Source organism: Pseudomonas sp. C9D1 (assembly GCF_056491235.1).
On record NZ_JBSZIE010000002.1, the window covers coordinates 2044466 to 2065675 of the forward strand.

16 protein-coding genes are annotated in these 21210 nt (G+C 68.4%); 6 read left to right on the plus strand and 10 right to left on the minus strand.

From position 1 onward, the window contains the following. Positions 1–100: 100 nt before the first annotated feature. From xrtQ to ACXI0U_RS17750, 10 genes are all read right to left on the minus strand, one after another. Entirely contained in the window at positions 101–1447 is a 1347-nt protein-coding gene (xrtQ, locus tag ACXI0U_RS17705; protein WP_431482576.1) for an exosortase Q, read from the minus strand. Then, positions 1444–3483: a VIT and vWA domain-containing protein gene (locus tag ACXI0U_RS17710; protein WP_431482577.1), complete on the minus strand. Its 2040-nt coding sequence runs from the start codon at positions 3481–3483 to the stop codon at positions 1444–1446. The genes xrtQ and ACXI0U_RS17710 overlap by 4 nt, the downstream gene beginning before the upstream one ends. 943 nt (positions 3484–4426) lie before the next feature. Then, a complete protein-coding gene (locus ACXI0U_RS17715; RefSeq protein ID WP_431482578.1) occupies positions 4427–5455 on the minus strand; it encodes a diguanylate cyclase in 1029 nt (342 codons plus the stop codon). A 181-nt stretch (positions 5456–5636) separates the two neighbouring features. Next, positions 5637–6626 (minus strand): chemotaxis response regulator protein-glutamate methylesterase, encoded by a 990-nt coding sequence (gene cheB / locus ACXI0U_RS17720; protein ID WP_021217170.1) that lies wholly within the window; start codon positions 6624–6626, stop codon positions 5637–5639. Beyond that, positions 6623–8896, minus strand: a complete 2274-nt coding sequence (locus tag ACXI0U_RS17725; protein WP_431482579.1) for a hybrid sensor histidine kinase/response regulator — start codon at positions 8894–8896, stop codon at positions 6623–6625. Before ACXI0U_RS17725 ends, cheB begins: the two co-directional genes overlap by 4 nt. Further along, the gene (locus tag ACXI0U_RS17730; RefSeq protein WP_184487579.1) at positions 8893–9573 is read right to left on the minus strand and encodes a chemotaxis protein CheW; all 681 of its coding nucleotides are present in this window, start codon (positions 9571–9573) and stop codon (positions 8893–8895) included. Before ACXI0U_RS17730 ends, ACXI0U_RS17725 begins: the two co-directional genes overlap by 4 nt. Next, the gene (locus ACXI0U_RS17735) at positions 9563–10828 is read right to left on the minus strand and encodes a CheR family methyltransferase (protein WP_316926166.1); all 1266 of its coding nucleotides are present in this window, start codon (positions 10826–10828) and stop codon (positions 9563–9565) included. Before ACXI0U_RS17735 ends, ACXI0U_RS17730 begins: the two co-directional genes overlap by 11 nt. After that, complete coding sequence (locus ACXI0U_RS17740) at positions 10825–11316, minus strand: chemotaxis protein CheW (RefSeq protein WP_316926165.1); 492 nt, start codon at positions 11314–11316, stop codon at positions 10825–10827. Before ACXI0U_RS17740 ends, ACXI0U_RS17735 begins: the two co-directional genes overlap by 4 nt. A 1-nt stretch (position 11317) precedes the next feature. Continuing rightward, positions 11318–12937, minus strand: coding sequence for a methyl-accepting chemotaxis protein (locus tag ACXI0U_RS17745; protein WP_431482580.1), 1620 nt, complete (start codon positions 12935–12937; stop codon positions 11318–11320). Positions 12938–13401: 464 nt separating this feature from the next. Further along, entirely contained in the window at positions 13402–14121 is a 720-nt protein-coding gene (locus ACXI0U_RS17750; protein ID WP_316926163.1) for a tellurite resistance TerB family protein, read from the minus strand. A 288-nt stretch (positions 14122–14409) separates the two neighbouring features. Between ACXI0U_RS17750 and ACXI0U_RS17755 the strand changes: the two genes are divergently transcribed. The 6 genes from ACXI0U_RS17755 (at position 14410) to ACXI0U_RS17780 (ending at position 21196) form a co-directional block, all read left to right on the plus strand. Continuing rightward, a complete protein-coding gene (locus tag ACXI0U_RS17755) occupies positions 14410–15321 on the plus strand; it encodes a LysR family transcriptional regulator (protein ID WP_021217177.1) in 912 nt (303 codons plus the stop codon). 104 nt (positions 15322–15425) lie between these two features. Then, positions 15426–16931 (plus strand): gamma-aminobutyraldehyde dehydrogenase, encoded by a 1506-nt coding sequence (locus tag ACXI0U_RS17760; protein WP_431482581.1) that lies wholly within the window; start codon positions 15426–15428, stop codon positions 16929–16931. A gap of 77 nt (positions 16932–17008) precedes the next feature. Further along, on the plus strand, positions 17009–18160 hold the full coding sequence (ydcS, locus tag ACXI0U_RS17765; RefSeq protein WP_184487573.1) for a putative ABC transporter substrate-binding protein YdcS: 1152 nt from the start codon (positions 17009–17011) through the stop codon (positions 18158–18160). A gap of 259 nt (positions 18161–18419) precedes the next feature. Next, on the plus strand, positions 18420–19448 hold the full coding sequence (locus ACXI0U_RS17770; protein ID WP_479550614.1) for an ABC transporter ATP-binding protein: 1029 nt from the start codon (positions 18420–18422) through the stop codon (positions 19446–19448). Position 19449: 1 nt separating this feature from the next. Continuing rightward, positions 19450–20400, plus strand: a complete 951-nt coding sequence (locus tag ACXI0U_RS17775; protein WP_479550615.1) for an ABC transporter permease — start codon at positions 19450–19452, stop codon at positions 20398–20400. Further along, complete coding sequence (locus ACXI0U_RS17780; protein ID WP_021217182.1) at positions 20390–21196, plus strand: ABC transporter permease; 807 nt, start codon at positions 20390–20392, stop codon at positions 21194–21196. Before ACXI0U_RS17775 ends, ACXI0U_RS17780 begins: the two co-directional genes overlap by 11 nt. The last annotated feature ends 14 nt before the right edge of the window (positions 21197–21210 follow it).

The window sequence follows — 21210 nt, forward strand, 5'->3', positions numbered from 1 at the left end:
TGGAAGCGCTCTCAGGCAAAACTTTCGGAAAAGCCGGCGAGTATACCCGACTCGAAACCCGCCGGGCAGCCCGCCCGACCACCGTAAACCCGGCGTCGGACTACAGCGCTTCGGCCACCGTCACCGCCCGCCAGGGCCCGCTGGAGCGGCCGCTGAGCGCCGCCCAGTACCAGCTGGAATTGTCGCTGAAGCTCTGCCCGGCGGCGTCCTCGATGTACTCGCAGACCTGCAGCGCCGGCCCCTGCCCCTCGGCCACGAAGCAGCGCTGCAGCCCGCCATTGCCGGGGCGCTGGCGCAGGGCGATGGCGCGGATCACGTAACCCAGGCCCTGGTAGCAGTCCGCCGCCGGGTGCAGCTTGCGCGTGGCCGCCGTGACATGGCGCAGGGTGACCACCCGCGAGCCGGTGCTGAAGCGGGCGATGGCCCCAGGGAACTGCGCGGCGAAGCGCTGCTCCACCGGCGACAGCGCCAGGGGCCGCAGGCGCTCGCCCTCGAAACGTTGCGGCCACTCGACGAAGGCGGCAACGGGGCGGGCCTCGGCCATCGGCCGGCCCAGCAGCGACCCCACGCCCAGCAGCAGGAACGACGCCGCCACCAGCCAGCGCCCCTGGAGCCAGGGCGCCATGCCGGTCGCCGTCGTAGCGGGCAACGCCAGCACCGCCCCCTGCCCCGCCGCCACGGTGCGCAGCACCAGGGCGCAGACGCCGATGAACACCACCAGCCCGGTGGCTTCGTGCATCCACGCCGGCCAGTTCGATTGCCCGGCCTCCTGCAGCACCAGCAGGGTGTTGCGCAGGCTGTTGCCACCCAGCACCAGCAGGCCGATCCACGGCAGGCGCCGCAGCAACTGCCTATCCCCCAGGCGCAGCCAGGCGGCAGTGGCGAAGGCGGTGAAGTAGGCCACCCAGGCCATGTGCACGCCCGAGCAGGGGGCATCCACCATCACCAACTGCCCGTTCACCTGCAGCGCCGTGCCCAGGCGCTGCACCTCGTGGCCCAGGCCACGCAGCAGCCAGAGGCTGGCTTCAGCGGTGACCAGGCGTAGCGGGTAACCGGCGAAGAACTGCAGCGACGAGAGGATCGGCAAGGCCAGCAGCCCCAGGCCCAGCCAGGCCAGCACCGGCTGGCCCGGGCGGCGCAGCGCCAGGGTGGTGGCGATCACCGCCAGCACCGCCAGCACGCCGCGCCCCAGCGCCGGGATCAGCGCGCTGCCGAGAATGGCCAGCGCCGCCAGGGCCAGCGACACCAGCAGCCAGCTGCGCCGGGGCGTCGCCAGGAAGCTGCGGCGCTCGCGCCACAGCCCCAGCAGCAGGGCCACCAGCGCCACCACGCCGTAGGGGTCGTCCGAGCCGTCGCCCATGCGCCGCAGGCTCCACAGCCACACCGGCCACAGCGCCAGCACCGGCGCCAGCAGCCAGGTCCAGCCCGGCAGCGCGCGGGCCTTCACCCACGCACCTGGCGGCGGGTCACCCAGCCCATGCCCAGCAGGGCCAGCGCCAGCATCGCCCAGGTGGCCGGCTCCGGCGTGCTCGGCACGGGGATGCCGGCGGTGGCGGAGCTCGCCTCGGCGGTGCCGAGGGCCTGGGCGCTCACGCCCTGGGGCAGCGGCAGCGGTTGCTTGACTGTGGTGCTGCCGGCCGGGTCGGGGTTGCGCACCACCTGGTCTACGGCGATGAACGAGGTGTAGGGCGTCAGCAGGCTGTACTTCAAACCCAGGTCGAGAATCTGCTGGCTGTAGCCGAAGCCGCCCTCCAGGGCCTCCTGGTCCATCAACGACGCGATGCGGTGCCGCGCCCACAGATGGGTCAGGGCCTGGTCGCCGTCGTGCACCTTGCCCGCCTCGATCGGCACCTCGCTGCGCCAGGGGCCGCTGGCGGCGATGCCCTCGGCCTGCAGCACGCCACGGGGCTCGCCGCGCCACTTGCCGAACACCACCAGCGGGCGCTGGGCGAACAGGTCGGGCAGCGCCAGCGGCTCGACGTCATAGGTCTCCAGGCCACTGAAGGACAGTTTCGGGTGCACCAGCACCGGCGAGTCGATCATCCGCCGCAGGCGCTCGGCCTCGGCTTGCGCCGAGCTGTCGTCGAGCACCACGAAGGGCTCGCCCTGCCCGGCCCGGGCCAGGCCCTCGATCAGCTCGCGGTTCACCGAACTGCCGATACCGAAGGCGAACAGGTTGGCCTTGCCCAGGTTGTTGCGCACCAGTTCGAAGGCCTCGGTTTCCACCGTCACGTAGCCATCGGTGACCACCACGAAGCTGCGCGAGCGTTCCGCATCCGCCGGCATCGCCAGCGCCTGGCGCAGGGCCGGCAGCAGCTCGGTACCACCACTGCCCATCTGGGTGTCGAGCATCACCAGCGCCTGCTCGATGTTGGCCTTGGTAGCTGGCTGCGACTGCGGCGCCAGCAGGCTGCTGCTGCCGGAGAACAGCAGCACGTTGAAGCTGTCCACCGGGCGCAGGCCGCCGATCAGCCGACGCAGCAGGACCTTGGTGGTGTCCAGCGGGAAACCGTGCATGGAGCCGGAGATATCCACCACGAAGATGTACTCCCGCGGCACGATGCTGCTGGCCTTCACCGCAGCCGGCGGCGCCACCATGGCCAGGAAGAAGTTCTCCTCGGCGCCACGGGACAGCAGCACGCCGCTCTCGAACACCTCGCTGCCCAGGCGGTAGTCGAGGATGAAGTCACGGTCGTTGCCCGGCCCCTGCCCCTCTTCCAGGGTCACCCGGGTGTGCCGGGCCGCGATGGCCTGGCGGGCGATGCGGTGGGTGCGCGAGACGACTTCGCCGATGGCGGTGGGCGACTGCAGGTCCACCTGCAGGGAGAAGGTGCTGCGGCCAGGGTCGCCCTCGGCCAGGTGCGGGGTGGAGACCCAGGGCTCGGCCTTGTGGCTCGGTTGCCCCGGCGCGCCGTTGTAGCGCGGCCCGACCACGGTGGGGAAGATGAAGTGGTAGGTGCCATCGGTGGGCAGCAGCAGCTCGGTGTAGCGCAGCTCCACATCCACCACGTCGCCGGGGAGGATGTTGGCCACGCTCATCTGGAACACATTGGGGCGCTCCTGCTCCAGCAGGGCGGCGGTCTTGCCGGCGCTCTTGGCCTCCTGGTACTCGCGCTGGGCGCTCTGCTTCTCGCGGATCTGCGCATGCAACTCGCGGTCGCCCAGGCGCACGGTCATGCCATGCACCGCCGCGCGGGTGGAGCCGGGGAACACGTAGCGCGCCTCCAGGGCCCGCGAGCCCTCGTTGCGGTACTGCTGGATCACCTTCACGTCGGCGATCACCCCCAGCACCTGCACCTCCACGCGGGTGGACTTCAGCGGCAGACCATCGACGCCCGGCTCGGCGTTATCCACCGCGAAATAGGGGCTCTCGCCACGTTCCGCAGCCTCCTCGGCCAGGCACGGCGCCACGCCGAACAGCACGAGGAACAACGCCAGCAGCCAGCGGCCGGGCGAGCGGGAAGACAAGGGCGGGCGGTACATGCGGTGCACTCCATGGAAAAGGATCGTGCAGCCATGTTCGCCGGCCTGTGTGGACGCAATTTGCAGGGTCCGTGGTGTTTATGTGGAGTTATGCGGTGATCGCCAGTCGCGAATGAATTGGCTCTGTCTGCGTTAAGTGTTGCTAGAGGATTTGAGCCCAGCTGATTGCCGAGCTCTGGTGATGTTTCTGGTTTCGCCCACCCGGGCGAGTCCCTTTTCCAATCGTTGAAAAGGAACCAAAAAACTTGCCCCATCATCCGGCCCCGGCTTCGCCGGGGTTCCCTCACTCCATCGCCGCTCTGGGGGCCGGCGCGATGGGCCATCCATGGCCTGGCGCGCCTCTCGCGGCATCCATGCCGCTCGTCCCCCGGCGCAACGACTGCGTTCGGCCTCCTGGAGGGGCGTTGGCGGCTGCTCCAACTTTCTTCGCTCAAATCCACACATTGATGTGCGCACCAACCCAACGTGCACGTAGCGGCGGCTTTCGTAGGATGGCGTAGAGCGAAGCGAAACCCATGCGGTGGCGGTGGCACGAACCCTTGGGCGCCCGGAAAGGGCCGTGCTTGAGCGCTTGTATTAAAGCCACAACAGCTAACGCAGACAGAGCCAATGAATTCGCGCCTGCGAGTTCAGCCCTGCGGACCTGACCGGCTTTTTGCCTGGGGTAGACCGTTCGCGAGTCAACATCCACGCCCTTGGAACGTGGCTTGGCTGTTGGCCTATTGAAGGGGGAGCATGCAGCCGCCGCTCACTCCGGACGTGGTGCTGCGCGCATCTGGGGCTCGCCGGAGGCACCGAGCGGCGGTGCTCACGGCACACCCTACAACACGCGTTCATCCTGTGGGGTCCTCAGAGCGGCGGCGCTACGCGCCGCTTGGCGACTGAAGTCGCCCCTACAGCCCCTACAGCCCCTACATGTCTGTACGGAGCGCAGGCAAAAACGCTAGGCGCCGGGCGTATCGGCTACCAGCCCCACTTGGTTGCGGCCGTTGTTCTTGGCCATGTACAGCCCCTGGTCGGCGCGGTCCACCAGCAACAGCGACACCTGGCCGGTCTTGGGCGTCAGGGTCGAGACGCCAATGCTCACACTCAGCGAGGCTCCGTCCTGGGGCAGGTCATGGGGAATGCCCAGGGCCTCCACCGCACGCCGGACCTTTTCCGCCAGCAGGCGCGCGCCGCCGCTGGAGGTGCCCGGCAGCACCATGGCGAACTCCTCACCGCCATAGCGCGCAGCCAGGTCGGAGGAGCGCGTACAGGATTCGCGCAGGGTTTCGGCCACGCGGCGCAGGGCGTCGTCCCCGGCGATATGGCCGAAGTGGTCGTTGTAGCCCTTGAAGTAGTCCACATCGATCATCAGCAGCGACAGCGAGGTCTGTTCACGGAAGGCACGGCGCCATTCCATTTCCAGGTACTCATCGAAGTGGCGGCGGTTGGACAGCCCGGTGAGGCCGTCGGAGTTCATCAGGCGCTGCAGCACCAGGTTGGCTTCCAGCAGCTGCTGCTGGCTCTCGCGCAGGGCGCGGTAGGCCTCGTCGCGCTGCTGCAGGGCGAGGTAGGAGCGGGAGTGGTAGCGGATGCGCGCCACCAGCTCGATGGTGTCGGGCAGCTTGACCAGGTAATCGTTGGCGCCGGCGGCGAATGCGGTGCTCTTGATCGCTGCGTCGTCACGGGTGGACAGCACGATGATGGGGATGTCACGCAGCTCGACGGCGGCTCGATAGTCGGCCAGCAGGCTGATGCCGTCGACGCCGGGCATCACCAGGTCCTGGAGGATCACCGTCGGGCGTATCTGCCGGGCAACCTCGACGGCCGTCAGCGGGTCCGCGCAGAAATGGAAATCGATTCCGGCCTCATCGGCCAGGGCGCGGCGCAGGGCCTCTCCGATCATCGCCTGATCATCGACCAGCAGCACCATCACCTTGTTCTCGGTGAGCGAGTACGTTTCGGCCTGATTGCGATAGGGGTAATGCATAGCTTTCTCCAGGCCTACAGGCCTCACACGACACGCAGACAACCTCTGTGCACGGCCAATGATAATGCGCGACACGGGTACGCCGCCGCCAAAAAAACGAGCCGCCCGGCTTGCACCGTCGATGCCCCGGGCTGCACGAACGCACCAAGACCCGACCGCAGCGCCCCGGCCCGAGAAACCATCAACGCGAGAACGCCTCCACGAGCCTGGGTGCGATCCGCTGCAAGGGCAGGATCTCCACGGCCGCATCCAGCGCCGCCGCAGCCTTGGGCATGCCGTATACGGCGCTGCTGGCCTGGTCCTGGGCGATGGTGAGGAAGCCCCTTTCACGCATGGCCTTCAGCCCCTGCGCGCCATCGCGGCCCATGCCGGTGAGCAGCACGCCCACCGCCTCGCCCCGCCAATGCGCCACCAGGCTGTCGAAGAACACATCGATGGAGGGCCGGTATACATGGCTGCGGGGCTCTTCGGTATAGGCCAGTTCACCATTGCGCAGCAGGCGCATATGGTTATTGGTACCCGCCAGCAATACCTGGCCGGGCTGCGGCGGCTCGCCCTCGCGAGCCAGGCGTACAGGCAGGCTGGACTCGCTGCCCAGCCACTCGGCCATGCCGGCGGCGAAGGTTTCGTCGACGTGCTGCACCAGCATCACCGCCGGCGCGAAGCCGGCCGGCAACTGCTTGAGCAACTGCGCCAGGGACGCGGGCCCGCCGGCCGAGGCACCGATGGCCACCAACTGCCGGCACGAGGGCTCGCGAGCCCCGCGGCTGCCCACGCGCTGGCCGATCAGCCAGCCGATGTTCTGGATCTTGCGCAGCAACGCCGCTGCGTCGCGCTCGTGGTCGGTGCCCAGCGCGGGCGTGTCCACCGCATCCAGGGCGCCGTGGCCCATGGCCTCGAACACGCGATGGATGTTCTGTTCCTTGTCCACGGTGACGATGAGGATCGCGCAGGGCGACTGGGCCATGATCCGCCGGGTCGCCTCGGTGCCGTCCATCTCCGGCATCAGCAGGTCCATCAGCACCAGGTCCGGGGTGTCCTCCTGGCAGAAGCGCACCGCTTCGGCGCCGTTGCCGGCGATCCAGACGATCTGGTGGGCCGGTTCGCGGGCCAGGGCCCGGCGCAACGCCTCCACCGCCAAGGGCATGTCGTTGGCGATCCCTATCCTCATCCCTGCGCCTCCCCGATCAGCACGACCACCGCGTCCAGCAACGCCTCGTCGTGGAAACTGGCCTTGGCCAGATAATAGTCGGCACCGGCGTCCAGGCCACGGCGCCGGTCCTCTTCACGGTCCTTGTAGGACACCACCATCACCGGCAGTGATTGCAGGCGGCTGTCGCGGCGCACCAGGGTCACCAGCTCGATACCGTCCATGCGCGGCATGTCGATGTCGGTGATCAGCAGGTCGAAGGCTTCGGAGCGCAGGGCGTTCCAGCCGTCCATGCCGTCCACCGCCACCGCCACCTCGTAGCCACGGCCGAGCAGCAGCTTGCGCTCCAGCTCGCGCACGGTGAGCGAGTCGTCCACCACCAGCACGCGCTTGCGGCGGCTGCCCGCGCCCTGCCGGGCCAGGCCGCCGACGCGCTCAAGGCGGCCACTGCCGAGCAGCTTGCCCACCGACTTGAGCATGTCCTCGACATCGAGGATCAGCACCGGCGTACCGTCGTCCAGCAGCGCACCGGCGGACACGTCCTGGACCTTGCCCAGGCGCGGGTCCAGCGGCATCACCACCAGGGTGCGCTCGCCGATGAAACGGTCGACCACGATGCCGTAGAGCGCCTCGCGCTCGCGCACCAGCACCACTGCCAAGCCGTCGCCATCGCTTTCGCCCTCGGGGCGTTGCAGCACCTGGCTGGCGGCCACCAGGCCGACGTGGCGCTCCTCGTGCCAGAAGTGCTGGCGGCCTTCGAGCTGCACCAGCGCCTCGGCGGGCACGCGGGTCATGCGTTCGATATGGGCCAGGGGGAAGGCATAGGCCTCGCCGCCGATCTCCACCACCAGGCTGCGCACCACCGACAGGGTCAGCGGCACCTCCAGGTGGAAGCTGGAGCCCTCGCCCTGACGCTGCTCCATGCGCACGCCGCCCCGCAGCTGGCGCACCATGTGCTGCACCGCGTCCAGGCCGACGCCGCGCCCGGACACCTCGGTGACCTGCTCGCGCATGCTGAAGCCGGGCAGGAAGAGGAAGGCCAGCAGTTCGTCTTCGTCGAGCCGCGCGCCGGTCTCGGCAGTGGCGAAACCACGCTCGATCACTGCAGTGCGCAGGCGCTCGAGATCAACTCCGGCGCCGTCGTCGCGCAGCTCCAGCACCAGCATGCCGGCGTGATGACGGGCGCGCAGGAGGATGCGCCCCTCCTCCGGCTTGCCACGCTCGGCCCGCAGTGCCGGGCTTTCGATGCCATGGTCGACGGCATTGCGCAGCAGGTGGGTCAGCGGCGCTTCGAGCCTCTCCAGCACGTCGCGGTCGACCTGGGTGTTCTCGCCCTCGATATCCAGGCGCACCTGTTTGCCGAGGCTGCGACCGAGATCGCGCAACATCCGCGCCTGGCCGGCGAGCACGTCGGCGAAGGGGCGCATGCGCGAGGCCAGCGCCGCGTCGTACATCAGCTGGGCGCGCTGGCCGCCCTGCCAGCCGAACTCGTCGAGATCGGCCATGTGCCGGGCGAGCATCTGCTGGCATTCGCCCAGCAGTTGCCGGGCCTCGGCCAGCATGGCGCGGGAGGCCGCATCCATGGCGTCGTCCTGCACCGCCTCGCGCACGCCGTCGAGGGTACGCACGGCGCTGGCCTGCAGGCGCTTGAGGCGTTGCAGCGAATCCCCCAGGGGCTTGATGCGCTGGAACTCCACCAGCGACTTGCTGGAGATGTCCAGCAGGTGGTCGAGTCGCTCGGCGCTGACCCGCAACACCCGATCACGGTTCTCGCCGGCCGCTGGGGCGGATGCCACGGGTTCTTCCTCAGGTGCGGCCACGGCGGGCGCCGCCACGGGTTCGGCAGCGGGCTCGGGCCGGGCCACCGGCTCGCGGGGGGCCACGCGCTGCCCGCTGGCCAGCGCCTGCAGGCGCTCCACCAGGGCGTCGATATCCGCGCGGCCGTCCTTGTCGGCCCAGTCGGCACCGGCCGCCGAGCCCAGGCGCAGCAGCAGATCGGAGCCTTGCAGCAGCGCGTCGATATGCTCGGATTGCAGGTGCAGGCGGCCTTCCTGGGCGCCCACCAGGCAGTCTTCCATCACGTGGGCGATGCGCACGCCGGCATCGATGCCGACGATGCGCGCCGCGCCCTTGAGCGAGTGGGCGGCACGCATGCAGGCTTCCAGCTGGTCGGCCTGGCGCGGGTTGCGCTCCAACACCATCAGCCCGCTGCCGAGCACCTGGGTCTGCGCCTCGGCCTCCAGCTTGAACAGCTCCAGCAGCGAGGCATCACGCATCTGGTCCGGGGTCATCCAAGGCTCCTGGCGATGGCTTGCTGCAACATCGATTCGTCCAGCAGGGTGACGCTGCGCCCGCGCCACTGCACCACGCCGGAAGCGAAGGGCCGCGCAACCTGGGCGGCACCCCGGCCGGCCTCCACCACCGCGCCCAGGGGAATGGCGTGGATGCCGTCCACCTCGTCCACCGGTGCCACCACCGGGCCGTCGTCGCTGGCGACGATAAGCATGCGCGGCACCACGCGGCGCTCCTGGGGGCCGCCCTGGCCCGGCTCCAGGCCGAGCACCTCCACCAGCGACAGGCAGGCCACCAGGGCGCCACGCACATTGGTCACCCCCAGCAGCCCGAGGGAGCGCTGGTGCGGCAGGGAGTGGATCAGCGACTGCGGCGCCACTTCAACCAGCTGCCGGGTGGCCAGGCCGAGCCAGGCGTCGCCAAGGCGGAACACCAGGGTGGAGCGGGTTTCGCCGAGGCTTTCTTCCTCGGCCGCCTGCTCCTCGTCCAGCTCGCGGTGCAAGGCATAGCGGTCCAGCAGGCGGGTGGCGGCGGCAGCGTGCACCTCGCAGTTGCGGCAATGGATGTGTTCGTGCAGACGCTCGCAACTCTTGTCGCCATGTACGCCGATGCGGTTCCAGCAGTCGTCGATGGGCGCCTGGGCGTCGTCCAGGCGCAAGGTATGGCTATCGATCATGGTCGTTCACTCCACGACTGGCGCGCTCCTGCAAGCGCCGGGCGCCGGCCAGGTCGCCGCGCGCGGCGAGCAGCGCCGCCAGGTGGGCCAGGGCTTCGGCGTGCCCGGGCTGCAAGTAGAGAGTCTTGCGGTAGTAGTCCTGGGCCTCCTGCTGCTGCCCGGCCACGTCGCAGAGCAACCCGAGCCAGTAGAACACCGCTGCCGAGGGGCCGTGGGCCGCCAGGTGGCGCTCGCAGGCGGCGCGGGCTTCGGCACTGCGCCCGGCATTGGCCAGCGTGGCGATCTCCAGCAGTTCGGCGGCGCCGTCCCGGCCTGGCGCAAGCGCGGGCACCACCGGCCGGGGCGCGCTCGGGGTGTGCAGCGGGCGAGCGAAGGCCGGCGGCGCCTTGGCCTTCGCCATCGGCGCGGCGGGTCGCGCGGGCGCCACAGTCGGACGCGGTGTAGCGACAACGCGCGGAGCCTGGGCGGTGCCGGGGAGGAAGACGAAGGACTGCGGCAGATCCAGCGCGCGCATGCCGTCCTGGCTCACCAGGCTGGCTTCGGCGGGGCCGACGAACAGCGCGCCCTCGGGACTCATCAGGCGCTTCAGTACCGCCAGCACCTGGGCCTGGGTGGGCCGGTCGAAATAGATCAGCAGGTTGCGGCAGAAGACGAAATCGTAGGGCGCCTCGCCGGCCAGCAGCCCCGGCGCCAGCAGGTTGCCGTGGCGGAAGTTCACCTTGCGCCGGACCTGATCGGTGAGGACATAGCCATCCTCGACGACCAGGAAGTGGCGGTCGCGGAAGCCCAGTTCCTCGCCACGGAACGAATTGCGCCCGTAGACGGCCTGGCGCGCGCGCTCCAGCACCTTCTCGCTGACGTCCAGCGCATCCACCTGGAACAGTGCCGGGGCAAAGCCTGCATCGAGCAGCGCCATGACGATGGAGTACGGCTCCTCGCCGCTGGAGCAGGGCAGGCTCAGCACCCGCAGCGGGCGCCCGGAGGCGAGGCGCGGCAGGCGCTCGAAGGCCAGCCGGGCCAGGGCTACGAAAGACTCGGGGTAGCGGAAGAACCAGGTCTCAGGCACTACGACGGCCTCGACCAGGGCCTGCTGCTCGCCGTGGGACGACTCCAGGCTCAGCCAGTACTCGTCCTCGCCCCGGCAGCCGATGGCCTGCATGCGCAGGCGTATGGCGCGCTCCACCAGCTCACGGCCGACCGACTCGACATCGAGGCCGATGCGCTCCTTGAGCAGGCGCTCGAAGCGCGAATTCATGATGCGGCCTCCGCATCGGTGGGGAACAGCAGTGCGCGCGCCTCTTCACCGAGCAGCTCGGCGACCTCGACACGCTGCACCAGCCCTTGTGCACTGCGGAAAACCGGCCCCAGGTAACGCGCTTCGCCCCCATCGAGCCCGTAGTCCTGGAATGCCTCGGGTTGGCAGCGCAGGGTCTCGGTGGCCTGCTCCAGGATCAGGCCGAGACTGTGCCCGGCATACCGCACCATCACCAGCCGGGTGCTGGTGCGCGCGCGGGCGGGCTCGCCGAAAGCCAGGGCGCCGAGATCAAGCACCGGAACCGGCGAGCCGCGCCAGTCGAAAACGCCGGCCACCCAGGTGGGCGCTCCGGCCACGCGCTTGAGCTGGCGCAGGGGCATCACCTCCAGTACGTCGCGCACGTCCAGGGCGTAGCGGTCGCTGCCCATGCCGAACAGCAGGTACAGCCGCCCCCGTCGCGGCTGCTGGCGAGTCGTGCGGATCGTCATATCAGACCTTGAAGCGGCTGACGCCGGCCCGCAGGCCCTGGGCGACATGGTTGAGCTCATCGATCGCGGAGCTGGCCTGGCGCAACGATTCCACCGTCTGCCCAGTGGCTTCGCCCAGTTGCACCAGGGCCTGGTTGATCTGCTCGGCACCGGTGGACTGCGCCTGCATGCCTTCGTTGACCATCTGCACGCGGGGCGCCAGGGCCTGCACCTGCTGGATGATCTGCGACAGCTGCTCGCCGACCTGGCCGACTTCGGACATGCCGCGACGCACCTCTTCGGAAAACTTGTCCATGCCCATGACACCGGCGGACACCGCGGACTGGATCTCGCGCACCATCTGCTCGATGTCATAGGTGGCCACGGCCGTCTGGTCCGCCAGGCGGCGCACTTCGGTGGCGACCACGGCGAACCCGCGGCCGTACTCGCCGGCCTTCTCCGCCTCGATGGCGGCATTGAGGGACAGCAGGTTGGTCTGGTCGGCGACCTTGACGATGGTGGTGACCACCTGGTTGATGTTGCCGGCCTTCTCGTTGAGGATCGCCAGCTTGGCGTTGACCAGGTCGGCGGCGCCCATCACTTGGCGCATGGTGTCTTCCATGCGCGCCAGGCCCAACTGGCCGGAGCCGGCCAGGGTGGAAGTCTGCTCGGCGGCGCCGGAAACCTCGGTCATGGTGCGCACCAGGTCCCGCGAGGTGGCGGCGATTTCCCGCGAGGTGGCGCCGATCTCGGTGGTGGTGGCCGCGGTTTCGGTGGCGGTGGCCTGCTGCTGGCGGGTGGTGGCGGCGATCTCGGTGACCGAGGTGGTGACCTGCACCGAGGAGCGTTGGGCCTGGGACACCAGGGTCTTCAGCTCATCGGCCATGCTGTTGAAGCCAGTCTCGATGGAATCGAACTCGTCCTTGCGCCCCAGGTGCAGGCGCGCGGTGAGGTCGCCCGAGGCAAGCGCCTGCAGGTTCTGCACCACGCGCTGTACCGGCTCGGTGATGGCCCGCACCAGCAGCGCGCCACAGACGAAGGCGGCAGCGATGGCCAGGAGCACCGAGACGATCATGCTCAGCTCGGCATTACGCGCGGCGTCGACAATGTCGCCGGTCGCCCCCTCGGCGGTCTTGCGGTTGTAGCTGATGAGTTCGGTCAGGCCATCGCGTCCTTCGTTCCACAACTTGGTGAGGTCACCGGTGAGCAGCGAGCGGGCCTCGCCCAGTCGTTTCTGCTGGTGCAGCTCGATGACCGTGGAAAGGCTCGCGTCATAGCGCTTGCGGCTCTGGTTGAAGTTTTCCAGGAGCACCAGGTCGTTATCGTCGCGGATGGTCTTGCGGTAGTCGGCCAGGACCGCATTGAGCCGTTCGTCGAGCAGGCGCAGGTTGTCCAGGTCGACCTTCTCCAGCGGCTGGTCCGAGGCGCCTAAACGCTCCAGGGTCTGGATGAACACATCGGTCCAGGCACTGCGTACCTGGGTGATGAGGAACATGCCGGGCATGGCGTCCTCCGCCAGGCGCTCCGCCCCCTTCTGCACCGTGAACAAGCGCACATAGGAGGTGACGGCCATCAGCAGCATGATCGCGATGATGATGGCGAAACTCGCCTGGATGCGCAGTCGTACCGACCAGTTCTTCACGTAGACCCCCGTTTGCCAAACCCTGTCATTTACCGCGCCAAATGTCGCACGCGTCACAAAGCGGCGACTCTAGAGACTCGCCCCCCCCCCTTGCAAGACAAAGCCCGTTGGCGGGCCCGCCTGAAAGTCTGGCAGAAACGGGGCGTTATGCAGGGGTAGCTGGGAATGACCGGGCATTCGGTGGGCTGAAGCGGAACGCCGCCCGGCCCCCCTACCCGAACGGCGGTTCTGCAAGAGTGGGTCGGGCGGCGTTGCGCGAAGCCCGAAACCCATCAACGCAGTGCATCAGGCATAAGCCCGTGCCAGGGCCCGGCTCCACCTGGTGGAGGTAAACAGCGAACGCCACCCTACGCAGCGGTCATCTCCATTCGCCGGGCCGACCCTATCGAGGCGCTGTAGGGGCGACTTCAGTCGCCAAGCGGCGCACAGCGCCGCCCCGCAGACTTACAGCCAATATCGACCTCCTAGCTCGCCTGCAACTCCTGGCGCACTTGCCCTTCCAGCTCGGTCTTGAGCGCGGGGTCGAGCTTGAGCTGGCGGGCCAGCTCGTCCAGGTAGGCGCGCTCCATGAAGTGCTCCTCATCCACCATCAGCACGCTGGCGAGGTACATCTCGGCGGCCATCTCCGGGGTGCGCGCGGCGCGGGCGACGTCGGCCGGGTCCAGCGGCTTGTTCAGTTCCAGCTCCAGCCAGGACTGCAGCTCGGCGTCCTGGGTCAGCTTGCCCAGCTCGCCTTCGATCAACTGGCGTTCACGGGCGTCGACATGGCCATCGGCCTTGGCTGCCGCCACCAGCGCCTTGAGGATGGCCTGGCTGTGCTGCTCGGCCTGGGGCGCGGGCAGGCGGTCGAGGGTCTGCGGCTCGCCCTGGGGCGCCCCGGCCTGCTTGGCCTGCCAGTTGCCATAGGCCTTGTAGGCCAGCACGCCGAGCGCGGCCAGGCCGCCATAGGTCAGCGCCTTGCCGCCCAGCTTGCGGGCGCTCTTGTTGCCCAGCAGCAGGCCCAGCGCGCCAGCCGCCAGGGCACCACCACCGGCGCCGCCGAGCAGGCTGCCGAGGTTGCCGCCCAAGCCACCGGAGCCAGCGGAGCCGCCACCGGAGAAACCGCCGGACTTGCCGCCGGTTTTCTGCTGCAGCAGGTCCTGGCCGGATTTGAGCAGTTGATCGAGCAATCCACGGGTGTTCATCACAACCTCCTTATTGGGTGGGTGAGTCGAGCAATGGACTGCACTCTAGCCGCCGAGTTTCCAAGCCCGTGAGCGACGGATTGCTTCGGGATATTGCCGCTGGGCTGGGGTGGCGCTCCTCGCTGGTCCGGTGCGCGCGAGTGATGGGTTTCGCCGAGCTCTACCCATCCTACGACGCTACGGGGCTGCCAGTTGCGCGCGCCAAGCATTCGATAAAAAAGAATCACCCGCTCGATTTTCGATAAACCATACTGTCGCGCAGCATTTCCACCTGCGGAATACCGCCCCATGATGACCCTACGCCAGATCCGCCACTTCATCGCCGTCGCCGAGACGGGCTCCATCTCCGCCGCCGCCCAGGCGGTGTTCATCTCCCAGTCCACCCTGACCCTGGCCATCCAGCAGCTGGAGGAGGAGATCGGCGTCAGCCTGTTCAACCGCCACGCCAAGGGCATGTCCCTGACCCACCAGGGCCACCAATTCCTGCGCCAGGCGCACCTGATCCTGGCCACGGTGGACAACGCCAAGCGCAGCCTGCAGCAGAGCACCGACCAAGTGGCCGGCAGCCTCACCATCGGCGTGACCAGCCTGGTGGCCGGCTACTACCTGGCCGACCTGATCACCCGCTTCCAGCGCGCCTACCCCAACGTGAAGACCCGCGTGGTGGAGGACGAACGCCCCTACATCGAGCACCTGCTGGTCAGCGGCGAGATCGATGTCGGCGTGCTGATCCTCTCCAACCTGGAAGACCGCCACGCCCTGCAGACCGAGGTGCTCACCCACTCGCCCCACCGCCTCTGGCTGCCGGCCCAGCACCCGCTGCTGGAGCACGACAGCATCAGCCTGGCGGATGTCGCCGGCGAGCCGCTGATCCAGCTCAACGCCGACGAGATGGGCCTGCACACCCAGCGCATCTGGTCCCGCGCCGGGCTCACGCCCCAGGTGACCCTGCGCACCGCCTCGGTGGAAGCGGTGCGCAGCCTGGTGGCGGCCGGGCTCGGCCTGTCCATCCAGCCGGACATGACCTACCGCCCCTGGTCCCTGGAGGGCGACATCATCGAAGCGCGCCCGCTGGTGGACCTGGGCGAGCCGCTGGACGTGGGCCTGGCCTGGCGTCGCGGCACCGCGCGACCGGCGCTGGTGGACCCCTTCCTCACCCTGGCCCGCGAACAGCCGAACGCCCGCAAGCCTTCGATTTAATCGAACGCTGCTTTCAATATTTAGAATTTGTCGACCTCAAGCCCGCCCACTAGGCTCTGTGCCCTATAAACAGAGTCATGCCGGGCGCCGCCAGGAGCACTGGAATGACTGAAGAACAAAAACCCAGGAAGAAAAGAGCCCCGAAGATGGCCGGCACTGCGAGCACGCCCACCCTGCATTCCCATTTGCTGATCGACGGCCAGTTGGCCATCGGTGAAGGCCTGGCCGAGCCCATCCTCAACCCCGCCACCGGGGAAACCCTGATCACCATCGCCGAAGCCTCCATCGAGCAGGTGGAAGCCGCCGTCTTCGCCGCACACAAGGCCTTCGCCGGCTGGTCCCGCACCACGCCCGCGCAGCGCGCCGCCGCCCTGCTGGCCATCGCCGACGCGGTGGAGGCCAATGCCGAGCACCTGGCCCGCCTGGAATCGTTGAACTGCGGCAAGCCGCTGCACCTGGCGCGCCAGGACGACATTCCCGCCACCGCCGACGTGTTCCGCTTCTTCGCCGGTGCCGTACGCTGCCAGCAAGGCCAGCTCGCCGGCGAGTACGTGCCCGGCCACACCAGCATGGTGCGCCGCGACCCGGTGGGCGTGGTCGCCTCCATCGCGCCCTGGAACTACCCCCTGATGATGGCCGCCTGGAAGATCGCCCCGGCGCTGGCGGCGGGCAACACCCTGGTGTTCAAGCCCTCCGAACACACCCCGCTGTCGATCCTGGCCCTGGCCCCCGCCCTCGCGGAAATCCTCCCGGCCGGGGTGATCAACATCGTCTCCGGCGGCGGCGAAGGCGTCGGCAGCCACTTGGTCAGCCACCCCAAGGTGCGCATGGTGTCGCTCACCGGCGACATCGTCACCGGGCAGAAGATCCTCCAGACCGCCGCCCGCACCCTCAAGCGCACCCACCTGGAGCTGGGCGGCAAGGCGCCGGTGATCGTCTGCAACGACGCCGACCTCCAGGCCGTGGTCCAGGGCGTGCGCGCCTACGGCTACTACAACGCCGGGCAGGACTGCACCGCCGCCTGCCGCATCTATGCCCAGGCCGGCATCCACGACCGCCTCGTCAGCGAGCTGGGCGACGCCGTTTCCAGCCTGCGCTTCGCCCGCAAGCGCGACCAGGACAACGAGATCGGCCCGCTGATCAGCTCGCGCCAGCGCGACCGCGTGGCCAGCTTCGTCGAGCGCGCCCTCGGCCAGCCGCACATCGAGCGCGTCACCGGTGCCGCCGTGCATTCCGGCGCAGGCTTCTACTACCAGCCCACCCTGCTGGCCGGCTGCAAGCAGGGCGACGAGATCGTCCAGCGCGAAGTGTTCGGCCCGGTGGTGACCGTGACCCGCTTCGACCAGCTCGACCAGGCGCTGGACTGGGCCAACGACTCCGAGTACGGCCTGGCCTCCTCGGTGTGGACGCAGAACCTCGACAAGGCCTTCCAGCTGGCCAACCGCCTGCAGTACGGCTGCACCTGGATCAACACCCATTTCACCCTGGCCAGCGAGATGCCCCACGGCGGGCTGAAGCGCTCCGGCTATGGCAAGGACCTGTCCAGCGACTCGTTGCAGGACTACAGCGTGGTGCGCCACATCATGGCGCGCCACGGCCAGGACTTCTAAAACAACAAAGGCCGGAAGGCCCGCGAAACGACGTTCAACTGCCCCGACCAATAACTAGTCAACAAGAGGGAACATCAATGTCCGCGCGCAAAACCGCTCTGCTCAGTGCGCTCTCCACCGCCCTGCTGGCCAGCGCCAGCCTGCAGGCCGCCGAGCCCCTGAAACAAGTCGGCACTGGCGAAGGCCAGCTCGACATCATCGCCTGGCCCGGCTACATCGAACGCGGCCAGACCGACAAGAACTACGACTGGGTCAGCCAGTTCGAGCAGGACAGCGGCTGCAAGGTCAACGTCAAGACCGCCGCCACCTCCGACGAGATGGTCAGCCTCATGGCCAAGGGCGGCTACGACCTGGTCACCGCCTCCGGCGACGCCTCGCTGCGCCTGATCTACGGCAAGCGCGTGCAGCCGATCAACACCGCGCTGATCCCCAACTGGAAGAACCTCGACGAGCGCCTGAAGGACGCACCCTGGTACACGGTGGACGGCCAACACTACGGCTCGCCCTACCAGTGGGGCCCCAACGTGCTGATGTACAACACCAACACCTTCAAGGAAGCGCCCACCAGCTGGGCGACCATCTTCGAAGCCCAGGACCTGCCCGACGGCAAGGCCAACAAGGGCCGCGTGCAGGCCTACGACGGCCCGATCTACATCGCCGACGCCGCCCTCTACCTGAAGGCCACCCAGCCGGCCCTGGGCATCCAGGACCCCTACGAGCTGAACGAAGAGCAGTACAGCGCCGTGCTCGACCTGCTGCGCAAGCAGCACGCGCTGATCCACCGCTACTGGCACGACACCACGGTGCAGATGAGCGACTTCAAGAACGAAGGCGTGGTCGCCTCCAGCGCCTGGCCGTACCAGGTCAACGCCCTGCAGCTGGAGAAGCAGCCGATCGCCTCCGTGGTACCCAAAGAAGGCGCCACCGGCTGGGCCGACACCACCATGCTGCACGCCGAGGCCAAGCACCCGAACTGCGCCTACAAGTGGATGAACTGGTCCCTGGAACCTAAGGTTCAGGGTGACGTCGCCGCCTGGTTCGGCTCCCTCCCCGCCGTCCCCGCCGGCTGCAAGGCCAGCGAGCTGCTCGGCGCCGAAGGCTGCGCCACCAACGGCTTCGACCAGTTCGACAAGATCGCCTTCTGGAAGACCCCGCAGGCACAGGGCGGGAAGTTCGTGCCCTATAGCCGCTGGACCCAGGACTACATCGCCATCATGGGCGGCCGCTGAGCCGGCTGCGCGACCCGAGGGCGTCGTTGCGTCCTCGCTCGACGCTCGCCTACCAGCAGGTATGTCTCGCGTCTCGCTGCGGGGCGCCTCGCCCTCGGGCCGCTCGCTCGGCTCAGTCCAGTACCTGAGCACCCTCCCCTCTCCCTGCGGGAGACGGGAGGCCGGTTCCAAGGCAGTACCTGAAGATTTCCCCTCGCCTGCGGGCGGGGGGACCGTTTCGCCACACCTGCACCCTTTCGTTTTACCGGAGCACCGCACCATGACGCTTGCAGTCCAGTTCACCCAGGTTTCCCGTCTCTTCGGCGAGGTGAAGGCCGTCGACCGGGTATCCATCGATATCCAGGACGGCGAGTTCTTTTCCATGCTCGGCCCATCCGGTTCCGGCAAGACCACCTGCCTGCGCCTGATCGCCGGCTTCGAGCAGCCCAGCTCGGGCTCCATCCGTATCCATGGCGAGGAGGCCGCCGGCCTGCCGCCCTACCAGCGCGACGTCAACACCGTGTTCCAGGACTACGCGCTGTTCCCCCACATGAACGTGCGCGACAACGTCGCCTATGGCCTGAAGGTCAAGGGCGTGGGCAAGTCCGAGCGCCTGAACCGCGCCGAAGAGGCCCTGGGCATGGTGGCCCTGGCCGGCTACGGCGACCGCAAGCCGGCGCAGCTTTCCGGTGGCCAGCGCCAGCGCGTGGCCCTGGCCCGTGCCCTGGTCAACCGCCCCCGCGTGCTGCTGCTGGACGAGCCCCTCGGCGCGCTGGACCTGAAGCTGCGCGAGCAGATGCAGAGCGAGCTGAAGAAGCTGCAGCGCCAGCTGGGCATCACCTTCATCTTCGTCACCCACGACCAGAGCGAAGCGCTGTCGATGTCCGACCGCGTGGCGGTGTTCAACAAGGGCCGCATCGAGCAGGTGGACACCCCGCGCAACCTGTATATGCAGCCGGCCACGCCCTTCGTCGCCGAGTTCGTCGGCACCTCCAACGTGCTGCGCGGCGCCGTGGCGAAGGAGCTGACCGGCAACGAGCAGCCCTTCTCCATCCGCCCCGAGCACATCCGCTTCGCCACGGCCGAGGCGGCCCTGGCCGGCGAGGTGCAGATCAGCGGCCTGCTCCACGACATCCAGTACCAGGGCGCCGCCACCCGCTACGAGCTGCGCCTGGATAACGGCCAGAACCTGTGCATCAGCCAGGCCAACAACCAGTGGCAGGCCGCCACGCCCTCGTTCCAGCCGGGCGAACGCATCACCGTACGCTGGGCCCGCGAGGCCATGGTGCAGCTGAGCGAGGGCGTGTGACATGAGCGCGACCCTGACCGCCCAGGCACAGGCCGCCCCCAACGGGGCCATGCGGCGCCTGTCCAACCTGCTCTACCGCCGGCCGACGCTGTACCTGTCGATGCTGCTGATCCCGCCGCTGCTGTGGTTCGGCGCCATCTACCTGGGCTCGTTGCTGAGCCTGCTGTGGCAAGGCTTCTACACCTTCGACGACTTCACCATGGCGGTGTCCACGGAGCTGACCGTCGCGAACTTCTCGGCGCTGTTCCAGGCCGCCAACTTCGACATCATCCAGCGCACCCTGACCATGGCCGTGGCGGTGTCGATCGGCGCCGGCCTGCTGGCCTTCCCCATCGCCTACTACATGGCGCGCTACACCACCGGCAAGACCAAGGCGTTCTTCTACATCGCGGTGATGATGCCCATGTGGGCCAGCTACATCGTCAAGGCCTACGCCTGGACCCTGCTGCTGGCCAAGGGCGGCGTGGCCCAGTGGTTCGTCCAGCAGTTCGGCCTGGAGCCGGTGCTGCAGTTCATCCTCGGCATCCCCGGCGTCGGCGGCAGCACCCTGTCCACCTCGCACCTGGGGCGCTTCCTGGTGTTCGTCTACATCTGGCTGCCGTTCATGATCCTGCCGATCCAGGCCTCCCTGGAGCGCCTGCCGCCGAACCTGCTGCAGGCCTCCGCCGACCTCGGCGCCAAGCCCCGCCAGACCTTCACCCAGGTGGTGCTGCCGCTGTCGATCCCGGGCATCGCCGCCGGCTCGATCTTCACCTTCAGCCTGACCCTGGGCGACTTCATCGTGCCGCAGCTGGTGGGCCCGCCCGGCTACTTCATCGGCAGCATGGTCTACGCCCAGCAGGGCGCCATCGGCAACATGCCCATGGCCGCCGCCTTCACCCTGGTGCCGATCGTGCTGATCGCCGTCTACCTCTCCATCGTCAAACGTCTGGGGGCATTCGATGCACTCTGAGAAAGCATCCTGGGGCCTGAAAGCGGCCGCCTGGGGCGGGCTGGTGTTCCTGCACTTCCCGATCCTGATCATCTTCCTCTACGCCTTCAACACCGAGGACGCGGCCTTCAGCTTCCCGCCCAAGGGCTTCACCCTGCACTGGTTCAGCGTGGCCTTCGCCCGCGAGGACGTGCTGGAGTCGATCAAGCTGTCGCTGCAGGTCGCCTGCGTCGCCACGCTGATCGCCATGGTGCTTGGCACCCTGGCCTCGGCGGCGCTGTACCGGCGCAGCTTCTTCGGCAAGGAAAGCATCTCGCTGATGCTGATCCTGCCCATCGCCCTGCCCGGCATCATCACCGGCATCGCGCTGCTCTCGGCGTTCAAGAGCCTGGGCCTGGAACCGGGGCTGCTGACCATCATCATCGGCCACGCGACCTTCTGCGTGGTGATCGTCCACAACAACGTGATCGCGCGCTTCCGGCGCATCTCCCACAGCCTCATCGAAGCCTCGATGGACCTGGGCGCCGACGGCTGGCAGACCTTCCGCTACATCATCCTGCCGAACCTCGGTTCGGCCCTGCTGGCGGGCGGCATGCTGGCCTTCGCCCTGTCCTTCGACGAGATCATCGTCACCACCTTCACCGCCGGCCACGAACGCACCCTGCCGCTGTGGCTGCTCAACCAGCTCAGCCGCCCGCGCGACGTGCCGGTGACCAACGTCGTCGCCATGCTGGTGATGCTGGTGACCATGCTGCCGATCCTCGGCGCCTACTACCTGACCAAGGGTGGCGAAGGCGTGGCCGGCAGCGGCAAGTGACAAACCGCCCCCGC